Here is a 20,022-nt window from a genome sequence, read left to right as displayed (position 1 = left end):
CTATATATTACCTGGTGAAGCCATTTTTTAGTTTTTACTTCTTCAGTTTTCACTTCTTCGCTATTTACAGATATAAAAAAACGGAGCCCAAAGGGCTCCGTTTTTATGAGAACGCGAGTTCTAGCATTACTTCTTAGCAAGCTTCTCTTTAATACGAGCAGCTTTACCAGATAGTTCACGTAGGTAGTACAGTTTGGCACGACGTACAGCACCACGACGTTTCACTTCAATGCTATCAACAACTGGTGAGTGAGTTTGGAAAGTACGCTCAACACCTTCACCGTTAGAGATTTTACGAACAGTGAAAGCTGAGTGTAGACCGCGGTTACGAATCGCGATTACAACACCTTCGAACGCCTGTAGACGTTCACGGTCACCTTCTTTTACCTTAACTTGTACAACAACAGTGTCACCTGGTGCGAAGTTAGGTAGGTCTTTTTTCATTTGCTCTTCTTCAAGAGCTTTGATGATGTTACTCATTATTTAAATTCCTAGAATAAACTGATACTAAATAAAATAGGTTACGGGTTCTGAGTCTCTTTAATGAACTCAGCCAGTAATAGTTCCTGTTCGTCAGTCAGAGCTAGGTTTTCCAGGAGTTCTGGTCTTCTAGTCCAGGTACGGCCTAACGACTGCTTTAGTCGCCAGCGACGAACGTCCTCGTGATTGCCAGATTTCAGTACCGCTGGTACTTCTTTTCCATCCAACACTTCAGGACGAGTGTAATGAGGGCAATCCAACAAACCATTAGCAAAAGAATCTTCTTCTGCTGACGCAAAATCTCCTAATACCCCCGGAATAAACCGAGAGACAGAATCAATTAACGTCATGGCTGGGAGTTCCCCACCTGTCATTACGAAATCGCCGATTGACCATTCTTCGTCAACCTCTGATTCGATAATGCGCTCATCTATTCCTTCGTAGCGACCACAAATCAAAATAACATTTTGATTAGTAGCCAACTCTTCAACCCCTTGCTGGTCGAGTTTGCGACCTTGAGGTGATAAATAGATGACTTTCGTCTTTCCCGGTGCGGCTTGCTTAGCGTTTGCAATGGCATCGCGCAAAGGCTGAACCATCATCAACATACCAGGGCCACCACCGTAGGGCTTATCATCGACCGTGCGACGTTTGTCATGTGTAAAATCACGGGGATTCCATGTTTCTACTGACAATAACCCTTTTTTTACCGCTTGACCTGTTACTCCGAAATCCGTGATGCTGCGAAACATTTCGGGAAATAGGCTAATTACGCCAACCCACATTGTTCTTTGCCTTCTCGTCTTCAGAGCTAGAATCCAGGATCCCAGTCAACTTCGATCCGTTGAGCTTCGCGATCAACTTTTTTGATCACTTGCTCTTCAAGGAACGGAATTAATCGTTCCTTTTGGCCAAAAGCATCTTTCAGATTTGCTTTTACAACCAAAACATCATTTGAGCCAGTTTCCAACATGTCAGTTACTTCACCAAGGTTGTAACCTTTTGTTGTAAACACTTGCATACCAAACAATTCTCGCCAGTAGAACTCATCTTCTGACAGTTCTGGAAGCACTGCAGGGTCAATAGCTATTTCGAAATTTGTCAGCAAATGCGAATCTTCACGAATATCGAGTCCGTCTAGTTTCACAACCATACCTTTGTTATGGCGCTTCCAACTTTCTACTTTGTATTCAACCCACGAACCCTTTTGTTTTACAAACCAAGGGCTGTAATCAAAAATGCTTTCTGGATTGTCTGTGTAGGAAAAAACTTTAAGCCAGCCTCGAATGCCATAAGTAGAACCAAATTTACCTACAACGATTCTGTCTTGTTGCTCACTCATCGTTTCTTTACCTTTCATCGACATAAACTAGTTACTTCTTATTAAGATAGAATTAAGCCGCTTTTTGAGCGTCTTTAACTAGCTTAGCTACGCGGTCAGATACTGTCGCGCCTAGATCAGTCCAGTGTTTAACGCGATCTAGGTCTAGACGTAGACCTTCTTCTTGGCCAGTTGCAGTAGGGTTAAAGAAACCTACTTTCTCGATGAAGCGGCCAGTAGCTGCGTTGCGGCTGTCTGCAACAACGATTTGATAGAATGGACGCTTTTTAGCGCCGTGACGTGCCAAACGAATGGTTACCATGTCGTCCTCTTTGCTTTCTCAATAATAAAATTAACCCCAACAACCGCTCTTAAAAAACAGTTTGGGGTCTCGTGCCAAAATAAAGCCCCGGAATTTTACTCTTATTCCGGGTCATTGCAAGGGGTTTAGCTACTTTTTCACCACTCAGAAGTAGTAAAAAATCTGTGACAGAGATAACGGTTTGTTAAACAAAGATCAAAAAATTCATTTCTAATCCTATTACTTAACGACCGAAGAAGCCTCCGCCCCCCATTCCGCCCATCATGCCTTGCATGTTGCGCATCATACCTTTCATGCCACCTTTCTGCATTTTCTTCATCATCTTTTGCATCTGGGTGAACTGTTTTAGCAGTCGGTTAACGTCTTGAACTTGTGTCCCCGAACCTGCTGCAATGCGTTTTTTACGTGAACCTTTGATTAAATCAGGGTTGTGACGCTCTTTCATCGTCATTGAACTAATGATGGCTTCCATTTGTTTAAAGATTTTGTCGTCAACTTTATCTTTAACACCCGCAGGAAGTTGAGACATACCAGGAAGCTTATCCATCATTCCCATCATACCGCCCATGTTCTGCATCTGACCTAATTGCTCACGGAAGTCTTCTAAATCAAAGCCTTTCTTCTGCTTAAATTTCTTAGCTAGCTTTTCCGCTTTTTCATGATCGACGTTACGTTGCAAGTCTTCGATAAGAGAAAGCACATCGCCCATACCAAGAATTCGCGATGCTACGCGATCTGGATGGAAAGGTTCTAAAGCATCTGTTTTTTCACCGACACCTAAGAATTTGATCGGTTTACCGGTAATATGTCGAACAGATAGCGCCGCACCACCGCGAGCATCACCATCAACTTTAGTAAGAATCACACCAGTTAACGGAAGCGTATCGCCAAATGATTTAGCCGTATTCGCCGCATCTTGACCCGTCATGGCATCGACAACAAACAGGGTTTCTACTGGATTAATCGCTTGGTGCAGCTCTTTAATCTCAGCCATCATCTGTTCGTCAACGGCTAGACGGCCTGCAGTATCGACGATCACAACATCGTAAAATTTCTTCTTCGCATGCTCGATGGCACCATTCGCAATATCAATGGGTTTCTGATCTGCCGAAGAAGGGAAGAAATCAACGCCCACATCACTTGCTAAAGTTTCAAGCTGTTGGATTGCTGCAGGACGGTAAACGTCGGCAGAAACAACCAAGACTTTCTTCTTATCGCGCTCAGTTAATAACTTAGATAACTTACCGACACTGGTCGTTTTACCAGCACCTTGTAAACCAGCCATTAAAATCACTGCTGGCGGTTGCGCGGCTAAATCAAGAGCTTCATTAGATTCACCCATCACAGCTTCAAGCTGTGCTTGAACTATTTTGATGAACTCTTGGCCCGGTGTCAGTGACTTAGAGACTTCAACACCCACCGCATTTTCTTTAACGCGTTTAACAAAATCACGAACAACAGGAAGTGCCACGTCCGCTTCTAACAACGCCATGCGCACTTCACGCAGTGTTTCTTTAATATTGTCTTCAGTAAGACGACCTTTACCGCTGATGTTCTTCAGCGTTTTGGATAATCGATCGGTTAAATTCTCAAACATCTCTATTCTCTTCGCTATCAGGCGATAATCTAACGTGAGTATACCTTAGCCTGCCTCATAGTCATACCCGTGAGAGACCAGCGTAAACATTTACTATGACATTGGGGCAATTTTTTCTAACTCAACGGTTAAAAATCATTGACGAAACCACATAGCTCATTACCATCACTCAAGGTATAATCAGCAAATTCATTCATCGATTTAGTGAGAAACATGGACAACTTAATTACAGTCGTTGCCGCCGTTTTATACTTTGTATCAATAGCAATGATTGTTCCAGGTGTGGTCAATCAAACCGGAATCAAAACCAAAACCGTCTTTGGTAGCGCAGCCCTTGCTGTCATATTCCACGCATGGTTACTTGGCGATCTTATTTTCCATAACAATGGACAAAACCTGAGTATTCTCAATGTTGCCTCTGTTGCGAGCTTTTTAATTTCGGTGCTAATGACTGCTTCCATGTTCAAAGCACGATTATGGTTTCTCCTTCCAATTGTGTACAGTTTTTCGGCAATCATCCTCGTTGTCGCTAACTTTGTACCCAATACATTCATGACTCACTTCGAACATAATTCAGCGTTGTTGATTCATATTTCTTTCGCATTGTTCTCTTATTCTACGATGTGTATCGGTGCTCTTTATGCCATTCAGCTTGCTTGGCTTGATCATAAATTAAAGAGCAAAAAAAGCTTAGCGATTAACCCTAACCTTCCTCCATTATTACGAGTTGAGCGGCATTTATTTAAAATCATTATTGTCGGTGAAGCCTTACTGACAGGAACCTTAATCACTGGTTTCTGGTTTATTACTGATATGTTTGCTGAAGGGAAAGCTCACAAAGGCATATTGTCATTCATCGCGTGGGTTGTTTACGCCATCCTTTTGTGGGGACATTATCAAAATGGTTGGCGTGGCAAGCGAGTGACCTGGCTATCAGTTCTTGGCGCTTTCATTTTGACCCTTGCTTACTTTGGTAGTCGATTTGTAAAAGAATTCATTCTTAGTTAAGGTCGATTTTAGACCTTTTCATCATTGACACCTAACCTAGGTTAGGTCATTAATTACTCAAATTATTTTAAGGAAATGGATCGTTTTGGACCACATATCTTTGGGTATATTGTTTACGCTACTTGCTTGTCTCATTGTTATATCTGCGTATTTTTCCGGCTCAGAAACAGGCATGATGTCTCTGAACCGCTACAAACTAAAACACTTATCTAACACTGGCCATAAAGGGGCTAAACGCGTAGAGAAGCTGTTAAACCGTCCAGATCGTCTCATTGGCTTAATCCTTATTGGAAACAACTTAGTCAACATTATGGCCTCTGCCATAGCGACTATTATTGGTCAACGTTTATATGGCGACATGGGCGTTGCAATTGCAACAGGTGTTCTGACTATGGTGGTATTGGTATTTGCCGAAGTGACACCTAAAACCATTGCAGCGCTCTATCCAGAAAAAATCTCTTATGCGAGTAGCTACATACTTTCCTTTTTGTTGAAGTTCTTATCCCCACTCGTAATATTTATGAACTTCATCACTAATGGTTTTATCATGATATTGGGGCTTAAGCCCCAAGCGAATAATGACGAATCACTAAACTCAGAAGAACTCCGCACTGTTGTAAATGAAGCTGGCGGACTGATTCCTCGTCGTCACCAAGACATGCTGCTATCGATATTGGACCTAGAGCATGTCACTGTGAATGACATTATGGTTCCTCGTAATGAAATAACCGGTATCAACATTAACGACGATTGGAAATCTACCGTTCGCCAGTTGACCCACTCACCTCATGGCCGAGTGGTTCTATACCGCGATCAAATTGATGAAGTGGTAGGTATCTTACGTTTGCGTGATGCCTCCCGCTTAATGCTGGAAAAAAACGAGCTCAATAAAGAAACGTTATTACGCGCAGCAGATGAAGTCTACTTTATTCCAGAAGGTACACCGTTAAACGTTCAGTTACTAAAATTCCAACGTAATAAAGAACGCATTGGTCTTATTGTTGATGAGTATGGTGACATTGTTGGCCTTGTAACGTTAGAAGATATCTTAGAAGAGATCGTTGGGGAATTTACTACCTCTATGCAGCCAAGCCTAGCGGAAGAGATCACTCCGCAAAGTGACGGTAGTTTCTTAATCGAGGGCAGTGCCAACATTCGTGATATCAACAAGAGCTTACGTTGGAAATTACCCACCGACGGTCCTCGTACGTTGAACGGTTTGATTTTGGAACATTTAGAAGAAATACCAGAAAGTAAACTGAGTGTCGAAGTCGCCAAACACCCAATGGAAATTCTTGAGTTAGAAGAAAACCGCATTAAATTGGTTAAGGTATTCCCTTCTAAATTGAAGAAGAAAAAGCAGAAATAATTGAGAAACAAAAAGGGCTTGGTGATACCAAGCCCTTTTCTTTTAAGGTTTTACCTTAATCATTACTTAGTGAACTTTAAGCTCTTTTAACATCTCTTCAGGTAGCGCAAGGTCATCATTTTTATTCACTTGAACACCGGCATCGATCACGTTTTGTGCGATCTGTTTTGCTTCATCTAAAGAGTGCATAGCAGCCGTGCCACATTGGTACTTATTCAATTCAGGAATTTTGTTTTGATCTTCTACTGTCAGCACATCTTTCATTGCTGCTAGCCAAGCGTTAGCTACGCGAGCTTCATCAGGAGCACCAATTAAGCTCATGTAGAAACCAGTACGGCATCCCATTGGAGAAATATCAATAATTTCAACATCAGAACCATTTAGATGTGCGCGCATAAAGCCCGCAAACAAATGTTCTAGAGTGTGAATCCCTTTTTCTGACAAAATGTCTTTGTTAGGCACTGTAAAACGCAAATCGAAAACAGTGATAGTATCACCGCTTGGAGTTTTCATATTTTTCGCCACGCGCACTGCTGGTGCGTGCATACGAGTGTGATCGACGGTGAAACTGTCTAATAGTGGCATAATTAATTTCTCCATTGCTTGTTGATTTAGAAGAACCAACTTAAATTATCGTCCAGCTCTTTACGGCATTTCTTTAGTTGCCAACCATAGGTTTTGGCTTGACGTTCAACTTTACGTGCAACTCTCATCACAGAAGGCTTAGAACGGTACGAATGACTTTTTAGTCCACCGCGACCTTCATGATACGCCAAATATTGATGATAAGTATCCCACATTGATACCCCAAGGATACGATGAGTTTCACGGGTATACCAACCAACAAACATCATCGCATCTTCAAAATCATTGCGAGAGCCTCCATTATCCGTAGCATTTTGAAAGTCATCCCAGGCAGGATCTTGGGCCTGAGCATAACCGTAAGCGCTAGAAACTCTCCCCCACGGGATAAACCCTAAGAGGTAATCTTTTGGCGGTTTCGCATCATGATGAAAAGAACTTTCTTGTTTGATAATCGCCATTGCAATTTGAATGGGCGTTCCCCACTCTTTGTTCATATCTAATGCCGCTTCATACCAATCAGGTTTTTCACGGAAGATTGCACAGATATCGTTCTGGTTACTCGGTGGCGAAGTTGCACAACCGCTTAATACTAACATAACCATTAACGTCAACCGACGTATTACCTGCTGCATACTACTTTAAATATGAAAAATACTGTTCTAAGAAGTCATCGAAGCTTAATGTATCGCTTGCTTCTAACTCTTGTAACGCTGCTAAGGAACGAGTCACTTCTTGTTGCATCAGTTCTTCAGAATAAACGCGATAAGCATGTTCCGCATTTTCTTTACGATACGCTTTTCCTAGTTCACAGCCAAGCTTACCGAGACCACCAGCTTGCTTCACTTTTTCTAAGAACTTCGCCGACAATGTCAGTTCTGGATTATCTATCCAGCGTTCTAGTTCATGACATACCGATTGATAGTGGGTCTCACCATTGACCGAATCCATTAACTCAGCAACCAATTTTAGGTCTGAGAACACTCGTTTTGCCCACTCTTGCAGCGTCAGTTGTTCACCATGACAGCCAATTTGTAGCATCAAGCCTGGTTTGCGACCTTCAATCACAACTTTACGCCAGTTATCTCGCCAGCATCCTAATTCGCACTCATCCATTGGGTCTGAATCAGAAAGAGCCATCCAAGTAAGCAGCAAATCTAAGAAGCGAACTTGTTGTTCAGTAATACCAACAGGGCTAAATGGGTTAACATCTAATGAACGAACTTCAATATATTCTACGCCAGCACGAGACAAGGCTTGGGAAGGTTTTTCACCACGTTTAGCTACTCGCTTAGGACGAATTGGAGCATACAGCTCATTCTCGATCTGCAGAACATTGCCGTTTAATTGACGATATTCCCCATCCACTTTTATACCCAATTGAGCAAACTCTTCAGAAGGCGTGCGAATCGCTCGATTTAAGCCATCTAAATATTCATCAATACTATTGAAGCCAATTTTTAATGCGCTCTGTGCGTGATTAGTATAACCAAGATCACTTAAACGTAATGATGTCGCGTAAGGTAGATATAAAGTTTTACCAATACTTTCAAATGGTAAGTCTGTTTTACGACCTTGGATAAACGATGAGCAAATAGCCGGTGATGCCCCAAAGAAATAAGGAATAAGCCAGCCAAAACGATAATAGTTACGAATGATACCAAAATAAGCTTTGGACTTTGTTGCCTGCCGCTGTTCATCACTCTGCTCACCATAAAGGGCATCCCAGAACGACTCAGGAAAAGAGAAGTTAAAATGCACACCAGAAATAATTTGCATCAAACTGCCATACCGACGTTTTAGTCCAGCTCGATAAAGTGTCTTCATACGACCTGAATTAGACTGTCCGAATTGCGCGATAGTAATATCATCTTCTTTATTCACATAACATGGCATCGACATTGGCCACATCTGCTCGTTATGTAACTTGGTTTGAGTAAAATGATGAATATCCGACAGTTGATTCAGTAACGTATCCACATCGTTAGACACGGGCGTAATGAACTCAAGTAGGGACTCTGCAAAATCGGTGGTCACCCATTTATTGGTTAACGCCGCGCCCAACTCTTTTGGGTGAGGTGTCTGAGCAATAGCTCCATCGTCATTGTAACGTAATGTCTCACGTTCGACGCCACGGCCGAATGCTTTAAACACTTCTGGTCTTTTTGCGACTCGCTGAAGTCGCTCGGCAAATTTAGTCAAAATATGACTCACTTATTGTTGTCGTGATCCTATTGAAGCTGAGAACAGAGCCCAACTGGACGGTGATTTTCACCTATTTTTATATGTATCTAGTGGGCGATTTCAAATCGGTTCTAGGCATACTTCATCGTTCAAATTGTTTTACATAATGAAAATATGATGGCATACCCCCTACTCACCTATCCACTAGATAGAACTCTGGGGCGTTATGCTACTTAATAAATGTGCTGGTTGGCTATCGTTTTTTTTGAACAAAATGTACGGAAAACTTGTTGAAGAAAGAACTAACATGCATCAGAAATCCAACTTAGGAGGAAAATAGCCCTAAATACAGTGCGGCTAGCAAGCCATATCGAAGTGCTTTTCCTAATGCGATCATCACCGTCGATAAACCTAAATGAACTCTTAACCAACCAGCAGCAAGGCACAAGGGATCGCCGATAACCGGTAACCAACTGAGTAAAAGTGCCCAATAACCATACCGTTCTAACCAAGCAATAGAACGTACGATATAAGGTTTATTCATTTTAGGTTTAGGGAGCCACCGCCCAAGCAAATAATTGGTAAGACCTCCTAACGTATTACCTACTGTAGCGATCACAACGGCAATACCCGCTGGATATTGGTGTAGGGATAGGGTCGCAATGAACGCCGCTTCCGAGCCACCAGGCAATAAAGTAGCACTTAAAAATCCACTAAAAAACAGTACCCAAAGAGCTGAACCAGAAAAATACCACCATAATTCGGAAAATCCGGAGTTGAACCAATCTAGCATTTCATATCAAGGAGTACCTTCCCTCGGGTATGGCCAGTCTCAATTTGCTGATGCGCTTTATCTGCTTCAGTTAATGGGTATATATGATAAATTTCAGTTTTTAACAGCCCAACACTCACCATGTAAAGCATGGTATCTAACTGTTCCTTGTTGGGATCAACCAAAATACCTGATGCATCAAATCCTAGCAATTTTGCCTTTTCACAGATCAATTCTGCAGTAATAGTGGGAACGGTAATCACACGAGCATCATCACTCAGGCATTTCAATGCATCCAGTGCGGCATCACCACCCACTAAATCTATTAATACATCAACCTGCTCTAATCGTTGTGAAACTGGAGCAAAGTTATAGTTAATAGCATGTGCACCTAATGTCGCTAAGTAATCAAGATTATCTTCACTGCAACTGGTATAGACTTCTGCTTTGGCAGCAACCGCTATTTGCACTGCAATATGGCCAACACCACCAGCACCAGCCAATATAAGAACTCGATCCCCCTCTTGCACTTGAGCTTTATTTAAAGCCTGAGCAGCAGTCTGCCCGGCTAGAGGAAGTACCGCCGCCGCCTCTAAAGTGACAGAATCAGGTACTAAACTCAATTCTGTTTCTGGTACACAAAGATACTGGCTGTAACCACCTCCTTGCACAGGAAAGCCAATAAAACCGGCTACGTTAGCTCCGATATTAAACAACTCAGCATTGCTGCCTGCTTTCACGACTTGACCAGAAATGTCATAACCAGGAACCCACGGTAAGTTATCCTTATTCTGTTCAGCAGCCCAGCCAATCCCCGCTCTAGTTTTTACATCTATCGGATTAACACCGGCATAGGCAACTTTAACTAACACCTCACCATCTTTTGGCTCTGGAATCTCGGATGTTTGCATCTCTAACACTTCAGTGCCCCCAAAGTGTGAAATTGCGACCTGTTTATTTTCCATATCTGGTTCCCTGTCGTAGCAACATAAAAAGGGATGTCTGGGCATCCCTTTGAATATATACCAATTTATACTTATACCCAAATCTGCTCAGTTGCTAAGCAAAAAACCAGTCAGCCATCAGACTTAGACACCAGCATGCTGATAAATATCTACCCAACCAACGCTAACAATATGCCAGCGGCGACAGCAGACCCCAATACACCAGCAACATTAGGTCCCATGGCATGCATGAGTAGGAAATTTTGTGGGTTCTCTTTTAATCCTTCTTTATTCACAACTCGAGCGGCCATTGGCACCGCAGAAACGCCGGCCGCTCCAATAAGTGGATTAATGGGATCTTTAGAGACTTTATTGAGTAACTTCGCCATCATAACGCCCCCAGCGGTACCGATACTGAACGCAATCGCACCTAACAGCAGAATTCCCAAGGTTTCCACATTAAGAAACTTATCAGCTTGCAACTTAGAGCCGACCCCAAGTCCAAGAAAGATAGTCACCGTGTTGATCAACTCGTTTTGAGCTGTTTTTGATAATCGATCCACAACACCAGACTCACGCATTAAATTCCCTAAGCAAAACATGCCCACTAAAGGTGTGGATGATGGCAAAAATAACAACGCCATTAACAACACCATCAGAGGAAAGCACATTTTTTCTAACTTACTCACATGACGCAATTGAGCCATTTGAATCGTGCGCTCTTGCTTAGTCGTAAGAAGCTTCATGATTGGAGGCTGAATGATAGGTACCAGAGCCATATAGCTATAAGCTGCAACAGCAATCGCTCCTAGTAAATCTGGAGACAAACGACTCGCTAAGAAAATAGCCGTGGGTCCATCAGCACCACCGATAATTGCAATCGATGAAGCATCAGCAAGTGAAAATTCCATTCCCGGTACTAGATTCAGTATCACCGCCCCAAACAAGGTGGCAAAAATACCTAATTGTGCAGCGGCACCTAACCACAAGGTTTTAGGGTTCGCAATTAACGCCCCGAAATCCGTTAATGCCCCTACCCCCATGAATATCAGTAAGGGGAAGATCCCTGTTGCTATCCCTGCATGATAGATATAGTAGAGTACACCTCCAGGCTCAGTGAAACCGCCGTTAGGTATATTCGCCAAAATAGCACCGAAACCAATGGGCAATAATAATAACGGTTCGAATCCTTTATGAATGGCGAGAAACAGTAATAAGCAGCCCACTAAGATCATCACTATTTGACCTAACTGGAAGTTAGCGATTCCCGTTTCAGCCCATAAAGTCAATAATCCGTCCATATCGGCCTCCTAAGCCAGATTCAACAGAGGTGCCCCAACTGAAACAGCATCGCCTTCTTTTACTAAAATAGAGGAAACCTGACCACCTTGAGCTGCTCTAATTTCTGTTTCCATCTTCATGGCTTCAAGCACAAGTAGAACATCGCCTTCACTCACTTGCCCACCTACTTGAACATTGATTTTAAAAATATTCCCAGCAAGAGGGGCAGTAACAGGGACTTCCTGAGTAGAAACAGGAGCAGGTGAGACTTGAGGTTGTTGAGGCGTTGTCACCGCAGGGGTTACGGAAGTGAGTTCACCTCTAGGCCCCACTTCAACATCAAACACCTGACCATCGACTCGCACGCTATAACTTTCAACTCCAACCTTAGGCGCAGTTTGATTAGGAGCGACAGTAGCGACTGCCTTTGCAGTAGGAACAGGCTCAAATGCACTTGGATTACCGCGATTTTTTAGAAATTTAAGACCGACTTGAGGGAAAAGAGCGTAAGTAAGGACATCATCGACCTCATCTTTTGCTAGGGAAATGCCATCTGCTTGGGCTTTTTGTTTTAGCTCTGCTGATAGATGTTCCATTTCCGGTTCAAGACAATCAGCCGGGCGGCAAGTGATCGCTTGTGCACCAGCTAACACTTTCTGTTTTAACTCTTCATTGACTGGCGCAGGAGACGCTCCATATTCACCTTTAAGAACGCCAGCGGTTTCTTTGGTGATACTTTTATAACGCTCTCCGGTTAATACGTTCAAGACAGATTGAGTCCCTACGATCTGCGAGGTTGGAGTCACTAACGGAATATATCCTAAGTCTTTTCTAACTTTGGGGATTTCATCTAACACTTCATCTAAACGATCAGCAGCCCCTTGCTCCTTCAATTGCCGTTCCATATTAGTCAGCATACCACCAGGAACTTGGGCGATAAGAATTCGCGAATCAACACCTTTTAGCTGACCTTCAAATTGCGCATATTTTTTTCGCACATCTCTAAAATAAGCAGCGATCGGTTCTAGATCTTGCAGTTTTAATCCTGTATCACGCTCAGTTCCTTCAAGCATTGCTACAACCGTCTCTGTTGGTGTATGCCCATAAGTCTGGCTCATGGACGAGATTGCCGTATCGAGTATATCAACACCAGACTCGATAGATTTTATCGCAGTGGCAGTAGAAAGCCCGGTCGTTGCATGACAGTGCAACGCCAGAGGGACATTACAGGAAGCCTTAATACGCGTAATAATTTCTTCAGCAACATAAGGCTTAAGTAGACCCGACATATCTTTAATGCACAAAGAATGGCATCCGAGGTCTTCCAGGCGTTTGGCTAAATCCACCCAAGTATCAACGTTATGAACGGGACTGATCGTATATGACAACGTGCCTTGAGCATGCCCACCGACATCGATAGTCGCTTTCACTGCTTGTTGAAAATTACGAACATCATTCATCGCATCGAAAATGCGGAATACATCCATACCATTGCTATGGGCTCGTTCAACAAACTTAGCCACAACATCATCCGCATAATGGCGATAACCTAATAGATTCTGTCCACGCAATAGCATTTGCATCCGTGTATTTGGCATCGCTTTTTTTAACAACCTTAAGCGTTCCCAAGGATCTTCACCAAGAAAGCGGATACATGAATCAAATGTTGCCCCGCCCCAAGTTTCCAATGACCAATAGCCAACCTTGTCCAATGCTTGGGCAATCGGCAACATATCTTCAACTCTCATACGAGTTGCAAACAATGACTGATGGGCATCACGCAATACCACATCGGTAACCGCTAAAGGTTTAGACATTCTTATATCTCCTTGTCTGTTTTATTTTGCGAAGATGTTCGATACTGATGAATGGCGGTAGATATAGCCGCTATCACTTTAGGATCAAGAGATGAAGAGGAAACCTGATTCATCGTAGGTTCGGTAGAAAAGGAAGGTGGGGATTCTTTAGGTAACAGTTTCGACATGAGCTGTACGACATAAACCAACACTGTCAAAAATAGAAAAACAACGATCATCCCAGTGCACATAAGTGTCACTGCATCAGTGAGCAGGTTTCCGATATTCGTCATGTAAGATCCTTATCATGAAGGCGTTATCTAGATATAAGATAACGTTCTACAAACGTTGGAATAAAACGAAATACACGCCTGCTATTTATCCATAAACAGTGAAATATTTTCTTCACCACCATCACAAAACGGTTAACGTTTAACCAAGAGTATTCAATTTTGTGAGGAATGAAGAGTGAAGAATCTACGGATAAGAAAATGAAGCATAAAAAAAGCCTCACATTTCTGTGAGGCTTTTTATCAATGATGGTACGCCTGAGAGGATTCGAACCTCTGACCGCCTGGTTCGTAGCCAGGTACTCTATCCAGCTGAGCTACAGGCGCACTGTTTTCGATATCACTAAGTAATATCAGGGCATTACCCTTTATATTACATCGAGAAATTATAACCCTAAATCATATCTTCTCAATCAATAGTGGTGCGCCTGAGAGGATTCGAACCTCTGACCGCCTGGTTCGTAGCCAGGTACTCTATCCAGCTGAGCTACAGGCGCACTGTTTTCGATATCACTAAGTAACATCAGGGCATTACCCTTTAAATCACATCGAGAAATTATACCCCTAAAGCATATCTTCTCAATCAATAATGGTGCGCCTGAGAGGATTCGAACCTCTGACCGCCTGGTTCGTAGCCAGGTACTCTATCCAGCTGAGCTACAGGCGCACTGTTTTCGATATCACTAAGTAATATCAGGGCATTACCCTTTAAATTACATCGAGAAATTATAACCCTAAATCATATCTTCTCAATCAATAGTGGTGCGCCTGAGAGGATTCGAACCTCTGACCGCCTGGTTCGTAGCCAGGTACTCTATCCAGCTGAGCTACAGGCGCACTGTTTTCGATATTACCAAGTAACATCAGGGCATTACCCTTTAAATTACATCGAGAAATTATAACCCTAAATCATATCTTCTCAATCAATAGTGGTGCGCCTGAGAGGATTCGAACCTCTGACCGCCTGGTTCGTAGCCAGGTACTCTATCCAGCTGAGCTACAGACGCACTGTTTTCGATATTACCAAGTAACATCAGGGCATTACCCTTTCTCGTATCAAGAAGTTATATCGCTAAATACATCTTCCCGATTGAATAATGGTGCGCCTGAGAGGATTCGAACCTCTGACCGCCTGGTTCGTAGCCAGGTACTCTATCCAGCTGAGCTACAGGCGCACAACGTGTGATCTACATCACAAAAACATTCTTATGGACCAAAAAAATTGACCTTAGGTCAAAAATGGCGGTGAGGGAGGGATTCGAACCCTCGATACGGCTACAAACCGTATACTCCCTTAGCAGGGGAGCGCCTTCGGCCTCTCGGCCACCTCACCGTCTTTTGATCATATTCATAAGAATATGGTGCGCCTGAGAGGATTCGAACCTCTGACCGCCTGGTTCGTAGCCAGGTACTCTATCCAGCTGAGCTACAGGCGCACTATCTGCTTTCATGCTAATTGATAAGCAGTGCAAGAATGGCGGTGAGGGAGGGATTCGAACCCTCGATACGGCTACAAACCGTATACTCCCTTAGCAGGGGAGCGCCTTCGGCCTCTCGGCCACCTCACCGTCTTGCGGAGGCACATATTACGATTTACCAAAAATATGTCAAACATTTTCTTGGTAAAAATAGTAAAAAAACGCTTAACCGTTGGGTATTTAATCAAAGCGGTGTGAATTTGCTCTTTTCCGCAAACTAAATCACCTTAAAAACAAAAAAGGCTGACAAAAACTGTCAGCCTCTTTAGATAGTTAGTAGTTGCCTGATGCAACGTTACCGTTACCTTTTTCTGCTTGAATGCGCATGTAGATTTCTTCACGGTGTACTGATACTTCTTTGGGTGCGTTTACACCAATACGAACTTGGTTACCTTTAACGCCTAGTACTGTGACCGTCACTTCATCACCGATCATGAGTGTTTCGCCAACACGGCGAGTCAAAATTAGCATTCTATGCTCCTTGAGTAATCTCTGTTTTTATTGCAACTACGTTATTATCGATCAAAAGTTATATTTCGGTAAACTCTCGAAAATAGCCCTTTAACCCAAGATAACTTGCTTAGCTTGGTTAGACATCAAATCATCTGTTGCTAGATAAGCATTATGTAATAAGTTAGCAGCTCGATCGATATCGTGCGGAACTAAAGTGAACATAACGGACTGAGTCGTGGTTGAAATATAACGTACATCAATCGTATTTCCAGTTAATAACTGATAAAAGTCATTAACGAGTCGTGGTGCTTGTAAACCTACCGTGGTTAATAAACTCACAGTCTCAGTGTTACGGATTTTATCGCTGAAAACCAGCGCTAATTTCGCACAAGCGTCGTGTTTTATCACCACTCCTGCCCATTCTGCTTCCTCGATCACATTCCATACGTCAATACCTAACATTTGACACTGACTGGTCAAACTCGACAAAGAAGTAGTATCAACACGAACAATTGCCATGTCTCGTTGCAATGCAATTCCACAGATAGACTTAGAGCCCACTTCACCTTTAACTAAACTGCCTTTATTCATTTCGAAAGAGGATAGTACTCGTAGCGGTACTTTGTGTGCCCAAGCATATTGTACGCATGGCAGATGCAGTACTTTAGCGCCCTTACGAGCCATCTCTTCCATTGATGGGAAATCTATCTCATCTAACTTCCGAGCACTCGGAACAACTCTTGGATCACACGTATAAATACCATCTACATCGGTGAAAATCTGACACTCATCCGCTTGCAAGGCTCCAGCCAGCGTAACCGCTGTTGTATCTGAACCGCCACGGCCAAGTGTTGTGATATCCCCATTTTCATTGACCCCTTGAAAACCAGCAACCACAACTATGTGATCTTGTTCTAGTAATCTATTAATAACTTGTGGATCAATATGTTTAATCGTCGCGTCATTGTGCAGATTATCTGTCACAATATTCGCTTGAGCTCCGGTTAGTGAACGAGCTGAATACCCTAATTTATTAAGAGTCATAGCCACAAGAGCCATTGATACTTGTTCACCAGCAGAGAGCAAAACATCAAGTTCTCGTGCCGTTGGCACGCTATCTATTTGCTGGGATAAACCTAACAAACGATTGGTTTCACCAGACATTGCTGAAACCACAACCACAACTTGATTACCATCATTTTTCGCTTTAATGATGTGTTCAGCAACAGCATGGATTCGTTCAATTGAACCCACAGATGTACCACCAAACTTTTGCACGATAAGGGGCTTTTTCACCGTTATCCACCTTCCTAAGACAAAGTCTTCTTAAAACTAAAACACCTTAATCAACTAATTGATTATCGATTACGTAGTAGCAAAAACAAAACCAAGCAGTAACTAGCTTTTACACTAATTAAACCGCTTGGTTCACGTATGATACGCTCCGCTAAAATTAGACTGAGCGCGATTTATTTTTATCTAAATTACAAATTTATAGACGTTCAGCAAGCCAAGCATCTACAGACTCTAATGCCGCAGGGAGTGCTTTTGCATCACTACCACCAGCTTGAGCCATATCAGGGCGACCACCGCCTTTACCGCCAACTTGCTGAGCAACCATATTAACCAGTTCGCCCGCTTTAACTTTGCCAGTAAGATCTTTAGTCACACCAGCAATTAGGCCGACCTTACCATCAGCTACATTACCGAGCATGATGATAGCGCTACCTAATTGGTTCTTCAGTTCATCAACCATACCGCGCAGAGCTTTGTTATCCGCACCATCTAATTGAGCAACTAAAACATTAACCCCTGAAATCTGTTTTGCTTGGTTCGCTAGGTTAGAACCAGCTTGTGAAGCAAGTTGATCTTTCAGGTGGTGAATTTCTTTCTCTAGTGACTTGGCTTTGTGAGCCATTTCATCTACTTTCTCTTCGTATTTTTCAGCTTGCGCTTCTAGATAATCTAGAGCAGCTTCACCAGTAACCGCTTCAATACGACGAATACCAGCTGCGATACCACTCTCTGAAACAATTTTGAACAGACCGATATCACCAGTATGCGTTGCATGGATACCACCACATAGTTCAGTAGAAAAATCTCCCATAGATAACACACGAACTTGGTCATCGTATTTTTCACCGAACAGTGCCATCGCACCTTTCTCTTTAGCAGCATCAATATCCATGATTTCAGTTTGAATAACATGGTTACGACGAATTTGCTCGTTAACTAAACGCTCTACCTTCTTCAATTCTTCTGCAGTCATCGCTTCTAAGTGAGAGAAGTCAAAACGCAACGCTTCAGCACGAACTAGTGAGCCTTTTTGCGCAACGTGAGTACCCAATACTTGGCGTAATGCAGCATGAAGTAAGTGAGTCGCAGAGTGGTTTAAAGAACTTGCTACGCGGCGAGCTTCATTAACCAACGCTTTCACGTCATCGCCTTTCGCCAACACACCTTCTTGTAAAACACCGTGGTGTGCAGTGGCATTACCCAATTTTTGAGTATCTTCGACAACAAAACGACCAGAGGTGGTTTCAATCACACCAGCATCACCCGCTTGACCGCCTGATTCAGCATAGAATGGTGTTTCTTTTAGAACCACAATGGCTTTATCACCAGCAGATAAAGAATCGACTGCATGACCATCGACAAACAGTTCAACAACTTCACTATGCCCTTGTGTTGCTGTATAGCCACAAAATTCAGTGTTAGTTTCTGTCTTAATTTTGTCGTTGTAGTCAGTATCGAACTGCCCAGCTTCGCGAGCACGTTGACGCTGAGCTTCCATTGCAGATTCAAATCCAGCTTCATCGATCGTAAATCCACGTTCACGAGCAACATCATTCGTTAAATCCGCTGGGAAACCATAAGTGTCATAAAGTTTGAATACCGTCTCACCATCAAGCACATCACCATTTAGGTTATCTAGTGCTTCATTTAAGATAGCCATACCACGATCAAGAGTACGACCGAAGTTTTCTTCTTCAATACGTAATACTTTTTCAACTACAGCTTGTTGTTCTTTAAGAACTTTACCCGCAGTACCCATTACATCAGCGAGGATACCAACAAGTTTATAGAAGAAGACACCTTTTGCACCAAGCTTGTTACCATGGCGAACCGCACGACGAATAATACGACGTAACACATAGCCACGACCTTCGTTTGAAGGCATAACACCATCAACGATAAGGAACGAACATGAACGAATGTGGTCAGCCACTACGCGCAGCGATTGATTAGAGAGATCTTCGTAACCAATAACATCAGCAGACGCTTTAATTAGCGTTTGGAAAACATCGATTTCGTAGTTGGAGTGTACTTCCTGCATGATGGCAGAAATACGCTCAAGCCCCATACCTGTATCCACAGATGGTTTTGGCAATTCTTCCATAGTGCCGTCGGCCTTACGGTTAAACTGCATGAAAACGTTGTTCCAAATTTCGATGAAACGGTCGCCATCTTCTTCAGGTGTACCAGGACGGCCACCCCAGATGTGATCACCGTGATCATAGAAGATCTCAGAACATGGACCACAAGGGCCTGTATCACCCATTTGCCAGAAGTTATCTGACTCGTAAGCTTTACCGCCTTCTTTATCACCAATACGAACAATACGATCTTCTGGAAGGCCAATAATCTTATTCCAGATATTAAAGGCTTCGTCATCTGTTTTATAAACAGTAACCAAAAGACGATCTTCAGGAAGTTTAAGAACTGTTGTCAAAAATTCCCATGCATACTTGATAGCATCTTCTTTGAAATAATCACCGAAGCTAAAGTTACCCAGCATCTCGAAGAATGTATGGTGACGCGCTGTAAAGCCAACGTTTTCCAAATCGTTATGTTTACCGCCCGCTCGCACACAACGCTGGGCTGTGGTCGCTCGAGTGTAAGAGCGTTTCTCTAAACCTAGGAAACAGTCTTTAAATTGGTTCATCCCTGCGTTAGTAAACAGCAAGGTCGGATCGTTATGTGGAACCAGTGACGAACTATCGACAATCTGGTGTCCTTTACTTTCAAAGAATGATAGGAACGCGTTGCGAACCTCATCCGTGCTCATATACATGCAGCTCTTCCTGAAATTCTCAAGTTAGATTTTTGCGCTATTGTAAAGCATGGAAAAGGGTTCGCATAGT

18 protein-coding genes and 9 tRNA genes are annotated in these 20,022 nt (G+C 42.9%); 2 read left to right on the top strand and 25 right to left on the bottom strand.

Annotated elements, in window-relative coordinates:
• Positions 1-126 precede the first annotated feature (126 nt).
• The 5 genes from rplS to ffh all read right to left on the bottom strand — a co-directional run bounded on the left by rplS (position 127) and on the right by ffh (position 3,720).
• Positions 127-480, bottom strand: a complete 354-nt coding sequence (rplS, locus tag I1A42_RS13355) for a 50S ribosomal protein L19 (protein WP_161153123.1) — start codon at positions 478-480, stop codon at positions 127-129.
• 41 nt (positions 481-521) lie between these two features.
• The gene (gene trmD / locus I1A42_RS13350) at positions 522-1,265 is read right to left on the bottom strand and encodes a tRNA (guanosine(37)-N1)-methyltransferase TrmD (protein WP_161153124.1); all 744 of its coding nucleotides are present in this window, start codon (positions 1,263-1,265) and stop codon (positions 522-524) included.
• A gap of 26 nt (positions 1,266-1,291) precedes the next feature.
• Positions 1,292-1,846: a ribosome maturation factor RimM gene (gene rimM / locus I1A42_RS13345; protein WP_161153125.1), complete on the bottom strand. Its 555-nt coding sequence runs from the start codon at positions 1,844-1,846 to the stop codon at positions 1,292-1,294.
• 28 nt (positions 1,847-1,874) lie between these two features.
• Positions 1,875-2,123 (bottom strand): 30S ribosomal protein S16, encoded by a 249-nt coding sequence (gene rpsP / locus I1A42_RS13340; protein ID WP_161153126.1) that lies wholly within the window; start codon positions 2,121-2,123, stop codon positions 1,875-1,877.
• 223 nt (positions 2,124-2,346) lie between these two features.
• Positions 2,347-3,720: a signal recognition particle protein gene (gene ffh / locus I1A42_RS13335; protein ID WP_161153127.1), complete on the bottom strand. Its 1,374-nt coding sequence runs from the start codon at positions 3,718-3,720 to the stop codon at positions 2,347-2,349.
• A 213-nt stretch (positions 3,721-3,933) separates the two neighbouring features.
• Between ffh and I1A42_RS13330 the strand changes: the two genes are divergently transcribed.
• Entirely contained in the window at positions 3,934-4,728 is a 795-nt protein-coding gene (locus I1A42_RS13330) for a cytochrome C assembly family protein (protein ID WP_161153128.1), read from the top strand.
• 85 nt (positions 4,729-4,813) lie between these two features.
• On the top strand, positions 4,814-6,097 hold the full coding sequence (locus I1A42_RS13325) for an HlyC/CorC family transporter (protein WP_161153129.1): 1,284 nt from the start codon (positions 4,814-4,816) through the stop codon (positions 6,095-6,097).
• Between the two features lie 66 nt (positions 6,098-6,163).
• On the opposite strand, the gene luxS is transcribed toward I1A42_RS13325, so the two are convergent.
• The 20 genes from luxS to alaS form a co-directional block, all read right to left on the bottom strand.
• Positions 6,164-6,682 (bottom strand): S-ribosylhomocysteine lyase, encoded by a 519-nt coding sequence (gene luxS, locus I1A42_RS13320; protein ID WP_161153130.1) that lies wholly within the window; start codon positions 6,680-6,682, stop codon positions 6,164-6,166.
• A 26-nt stretch (positions 6,683-6,708) separates the two neighbouring features.
• Entirely contained in the window at positions 6,709-7,314 is a 606-nt protein-coding gene (locus I1A42_RS13315) for a transglycosylase SLT domain-containing protein (RefSeq protein WP_196123718.1), read from the bottom strand.
• Between the two features lies 1 nt (position 7,315).
• Positions 7,316-8,881 carry a glutamate--cysteine ligase gene (gene gshA / locus I1A42_RS13310; protein ID WP_161153131.1) on the bottom strand — a complete coding sequence of 522 codons (1,566 nt, stop codon included), beginning with the start codon at positions 8,879-8,881 and terminating at the stop codon, positions 7,316-7,318.
• A gap of 307 nt (positions 8,882-9,188) precedes the next feature.
• On the bottom strand, positions 9,189-9,656 hold the full coding sequence (locus tag I1A42_RS13305; RefSeq protein ID WP_196123717.1) for a YqaA family protein: 468 nt from the start codon (positions 9,654-9,656) through the stop codon (positions 9,189-9,191).
• Entirely contained in the window at positions 9,650-10,600 is a 951-nt protein-coding gene (locus tag I1A42_RS13300) for an NADP-dependent oxidoreductase (RefSeq protein WP_196123716.1), read from the bottom strand. Before I1A42_RS13300 ends, I1A42_RS13305 begins: the two co-directional genes overlap by 7 nt.
• Positions 10,601-10,749: 149 nt before the next feature.
• Positions 10,750-11,880, bottom strand: a complete 1,131-nt coding sequence (locus I1A42_RS13295) for a sodium ion-translocating decarboxylase subunit beta (protein ID WP_196123715.1) — start codon at positions 11,878-11,880, stop codon at positions 10,750-10,752.
• 9 nt (positions 11,881-11,889) lie between these two features.
• On the bottom strand, positions 11,890-13,677 hold the full coding sequence (gene oadA / locus I1A42_RS13290) for a sodium-extruding oxaloacetate decarboxylase subunit alpha (protein WP_196123714.1): 1,788 nt from the start codon (positions 13,675-13,677) through the stop codon (positions 11,890-11,892).
• A 2-nt stretch (positions 13,678-13,679) separates the two neighbouring features.
• A complete protein-coding gene (locus tag I1A42_RS13285; RefSeq protein WP_161153135.1) occupies positions 13,680-13,949 on the bottom strand; it encodes an oxaloacetate decarboxylase subunit gamma in 270 nt (89 codons plus the stop codon).
• Between the two features lie 247 nt (positions 13,950-14,196).
• Positions 14,197-14,273, bottom strand: a tRNA-Arg gene (locus I1A42_RS13280).
• A gap of 93 nt (positions 14,274-14,366) precedes the next feature.
• Positions 14,367-14,443: transfer RNA gene (locus tag I1A42_RS13275), tRNA-Arg, on the bottom strand.
• A gap of 93 nt (positions 14,444-14,536) precedes the next feature.
• A tRNA-Arg gene (locus I1A42_RS13270) sits at positions 14,537-14,613 on the bottom strand.
• Between the two features lie 93 nt (positions 14,614-14,706).
• A tRNA-Arg gene (locus I1A42_RS13265) sits at positions 14,707-14,783 on the bottom strand.
• Positions 14,784-14,876: 93 nt separating this feature from the next.
• Positions 14,877-14,953, bottom strand: a tRNA-Arg gene (locus I1A42_RS13260).
• A 91-nt stretch (positions 14,954-15,044) separates the two neighbouring features.
• Positions 15,045-15,121 (bottom strand) — tRNA-Arg (locus I1A42_RS13255).
• A 65-nt stretch (positions 15,122-15,186) separates the two neighbouring features.
• Positions 15,187-15,279 (bottom strand) — tRNA-Ser (locus I1A42_RS13250).
• Positions 15,280-15,305: 26 nt separating this feature from the next.
• Positions 15,306-15,382: transfer RNA gene (locus I1A42_RS13245), tRNA-Arg, on the bottom strand.
• A gap of 39 nt (positions 15,383-15,421) precedes the next feature.
• Positions 15,422-15,514: transfer RNA gene (locus I1A42_RS13240), tRNA-Ser, on the bottom strand.
• Positions 15,515-15,697: 183 nt separating this feature from the next.
• Positions 15,698-15,895, bottom strand: a complete 198-nt coding sequence (csrA, locus tag I1A42_RS13235) for a carbon storage regulator CsrA (RefSeq protein ID WP_004415691.1) — start codon at positions 15,893-15,895, stop codon at positions 15,698-15,700.
• A gap of 90 nt (positions 15,896-15,985) precedes the next feature.
• A complete protein-coding gene (locus I1A42_RS13230) occupies positions 15,986-17,173 on the bottom strand; it encodes an aspartate kinase (protein ID WP_161153914.1) in 1,188 nt (395 codons plus the stop codon).
• Between the two features lie 196 nt (positions 17,174-17,369).
• Positions 17,370-19,952 carry an alanine--tRNA ligase gene (alaS, locus tag I1A42_RS13225; RefSeq protein WP_196123713.1) on the bottom strand — a complete coding sequence of 861 codons (2,583 nt, stop codon included), beginning with the start codon at positions 19,950-19,952 and terminating at the stop codon, positions 17,370-17,372.
• Positions 19,953-20,022: the final 70 nt, after the last annotated feature.

Origin of the sequence: Vibrio nitrifigilis (assembly GCF_015686695.1) — a bacterium.
Classification (GTDB): domain Bacteria; phylum Pseudomonadota; class Gammaproteobacteria; order Enterobacterales; family Vibrionaceae; genus Vibrio; species Vibrio nitrifigilis.
The sequence above is the reverse complement of the archived record's forward strand: the minus strand, read 5'-3'. Positions and strand labels throughout refer to the sequence as shown.

Bases quoted from the DNA above. Each gene is read 5' to 3' on its own strand.
- ffh (WP_161153127.1), bottom strand. From the start codon at position 3,720: ATGTTTGAGAATTTAACCGATCGATTATCCAAAACGCTGAAGAACATC.
- I1A42_RS13305 (WP_196123717.1), bottom strand. From the start codon at position 9,656: ATGCTAGATTGGTTCAACTCCGGATTTTCCGAATTATGGTGGTATTTT.
- I1A42_RS13330 (WP_161153128.1), top strand. From the start codon at position 3,934: ATGGACAACTTAATTACAGTCGTTGCCGCCGTTTTATACTTTGTATCA.
- alaS (WP_196123713.1), bottom strand. From the start codon at position 19,952: ATGTATATGAGCACGGATGAGGTTCGCAACGCGTTCCTATCATTCTTT.
- I1A42_RS13295 (WP_196123715.1), bottom strand. From the start codon at position 11,880: ATGGACGGATTATTGACTTTATGGGCTGAAACGGGAATCGCTAACTTC.
- rplS (WP_161153123.1), bottom strand. From the start codon at position 480: ATGAGTAACATCATCAAAGCTCTTGAAGAAGAGCAAATGAAAAAAGAC.
- rimM (WP_161153125.1), bottom strand. From the start codon at position 1,846: ATGTCGATGAAAGGTAAAGAAACGATGAGTGAGCAACAAGACAGAATC.
- I1A42_RS13285 (WP_161153135.1), bottom strand. From the start codon at position 13,949: ATGACGAATATCGGAAACCTGCTCACTGATGCAGTGACACTTATGTGC.
- luxS (WP_161153130.1), bottom strand. From the start codon at position 6,682: ATGCCACTATTAGACAGTTTCACCGTCGATCACACTCGTATGCACGCA.
- oadA (WP_196123714.1), bottom strand. From the start codon at position 13,677: ATGTCTAAACCTTTAGCGGTTACCGATGTGGTATTGCGTGATGCCCAT.
- csrA (WP_004415691.1), bottom strand. From the start codon at position 15,895: ATGCTAATTTTGACTCGCCGTGTTGGCGAAACACTCATGATCGGTGAT.
- I1A42_RS13315 (WP_196123718.1), bottom strand. From the start codon at position 7,314: ATGCAGCAGGTAATACGTCGGTTGACGTTAATGGTTATGTTAGTATTA.
- trmD (WP_161153124.1), bottom strand. From the start codon at position 1,265: ATGTGGGTTGGCGTAATTAGCCTATTTCCCGAAATGTTTCGCAGCATC.
- I1A42_RS13300 (WP_196123716.1), bottom strand. From the start codon at position 10,600: ATGGAAAATAAACAGGTCGCAATTTCACACTTTGGGGGCACTGAAGTG.
- rpsP (WP_161153126.1), bottom strand. From the start codon at position 2,123: ATGGTAACCATTCGTTTGGCACGTCACGGCGCTAAAAAGCGTCCATTC.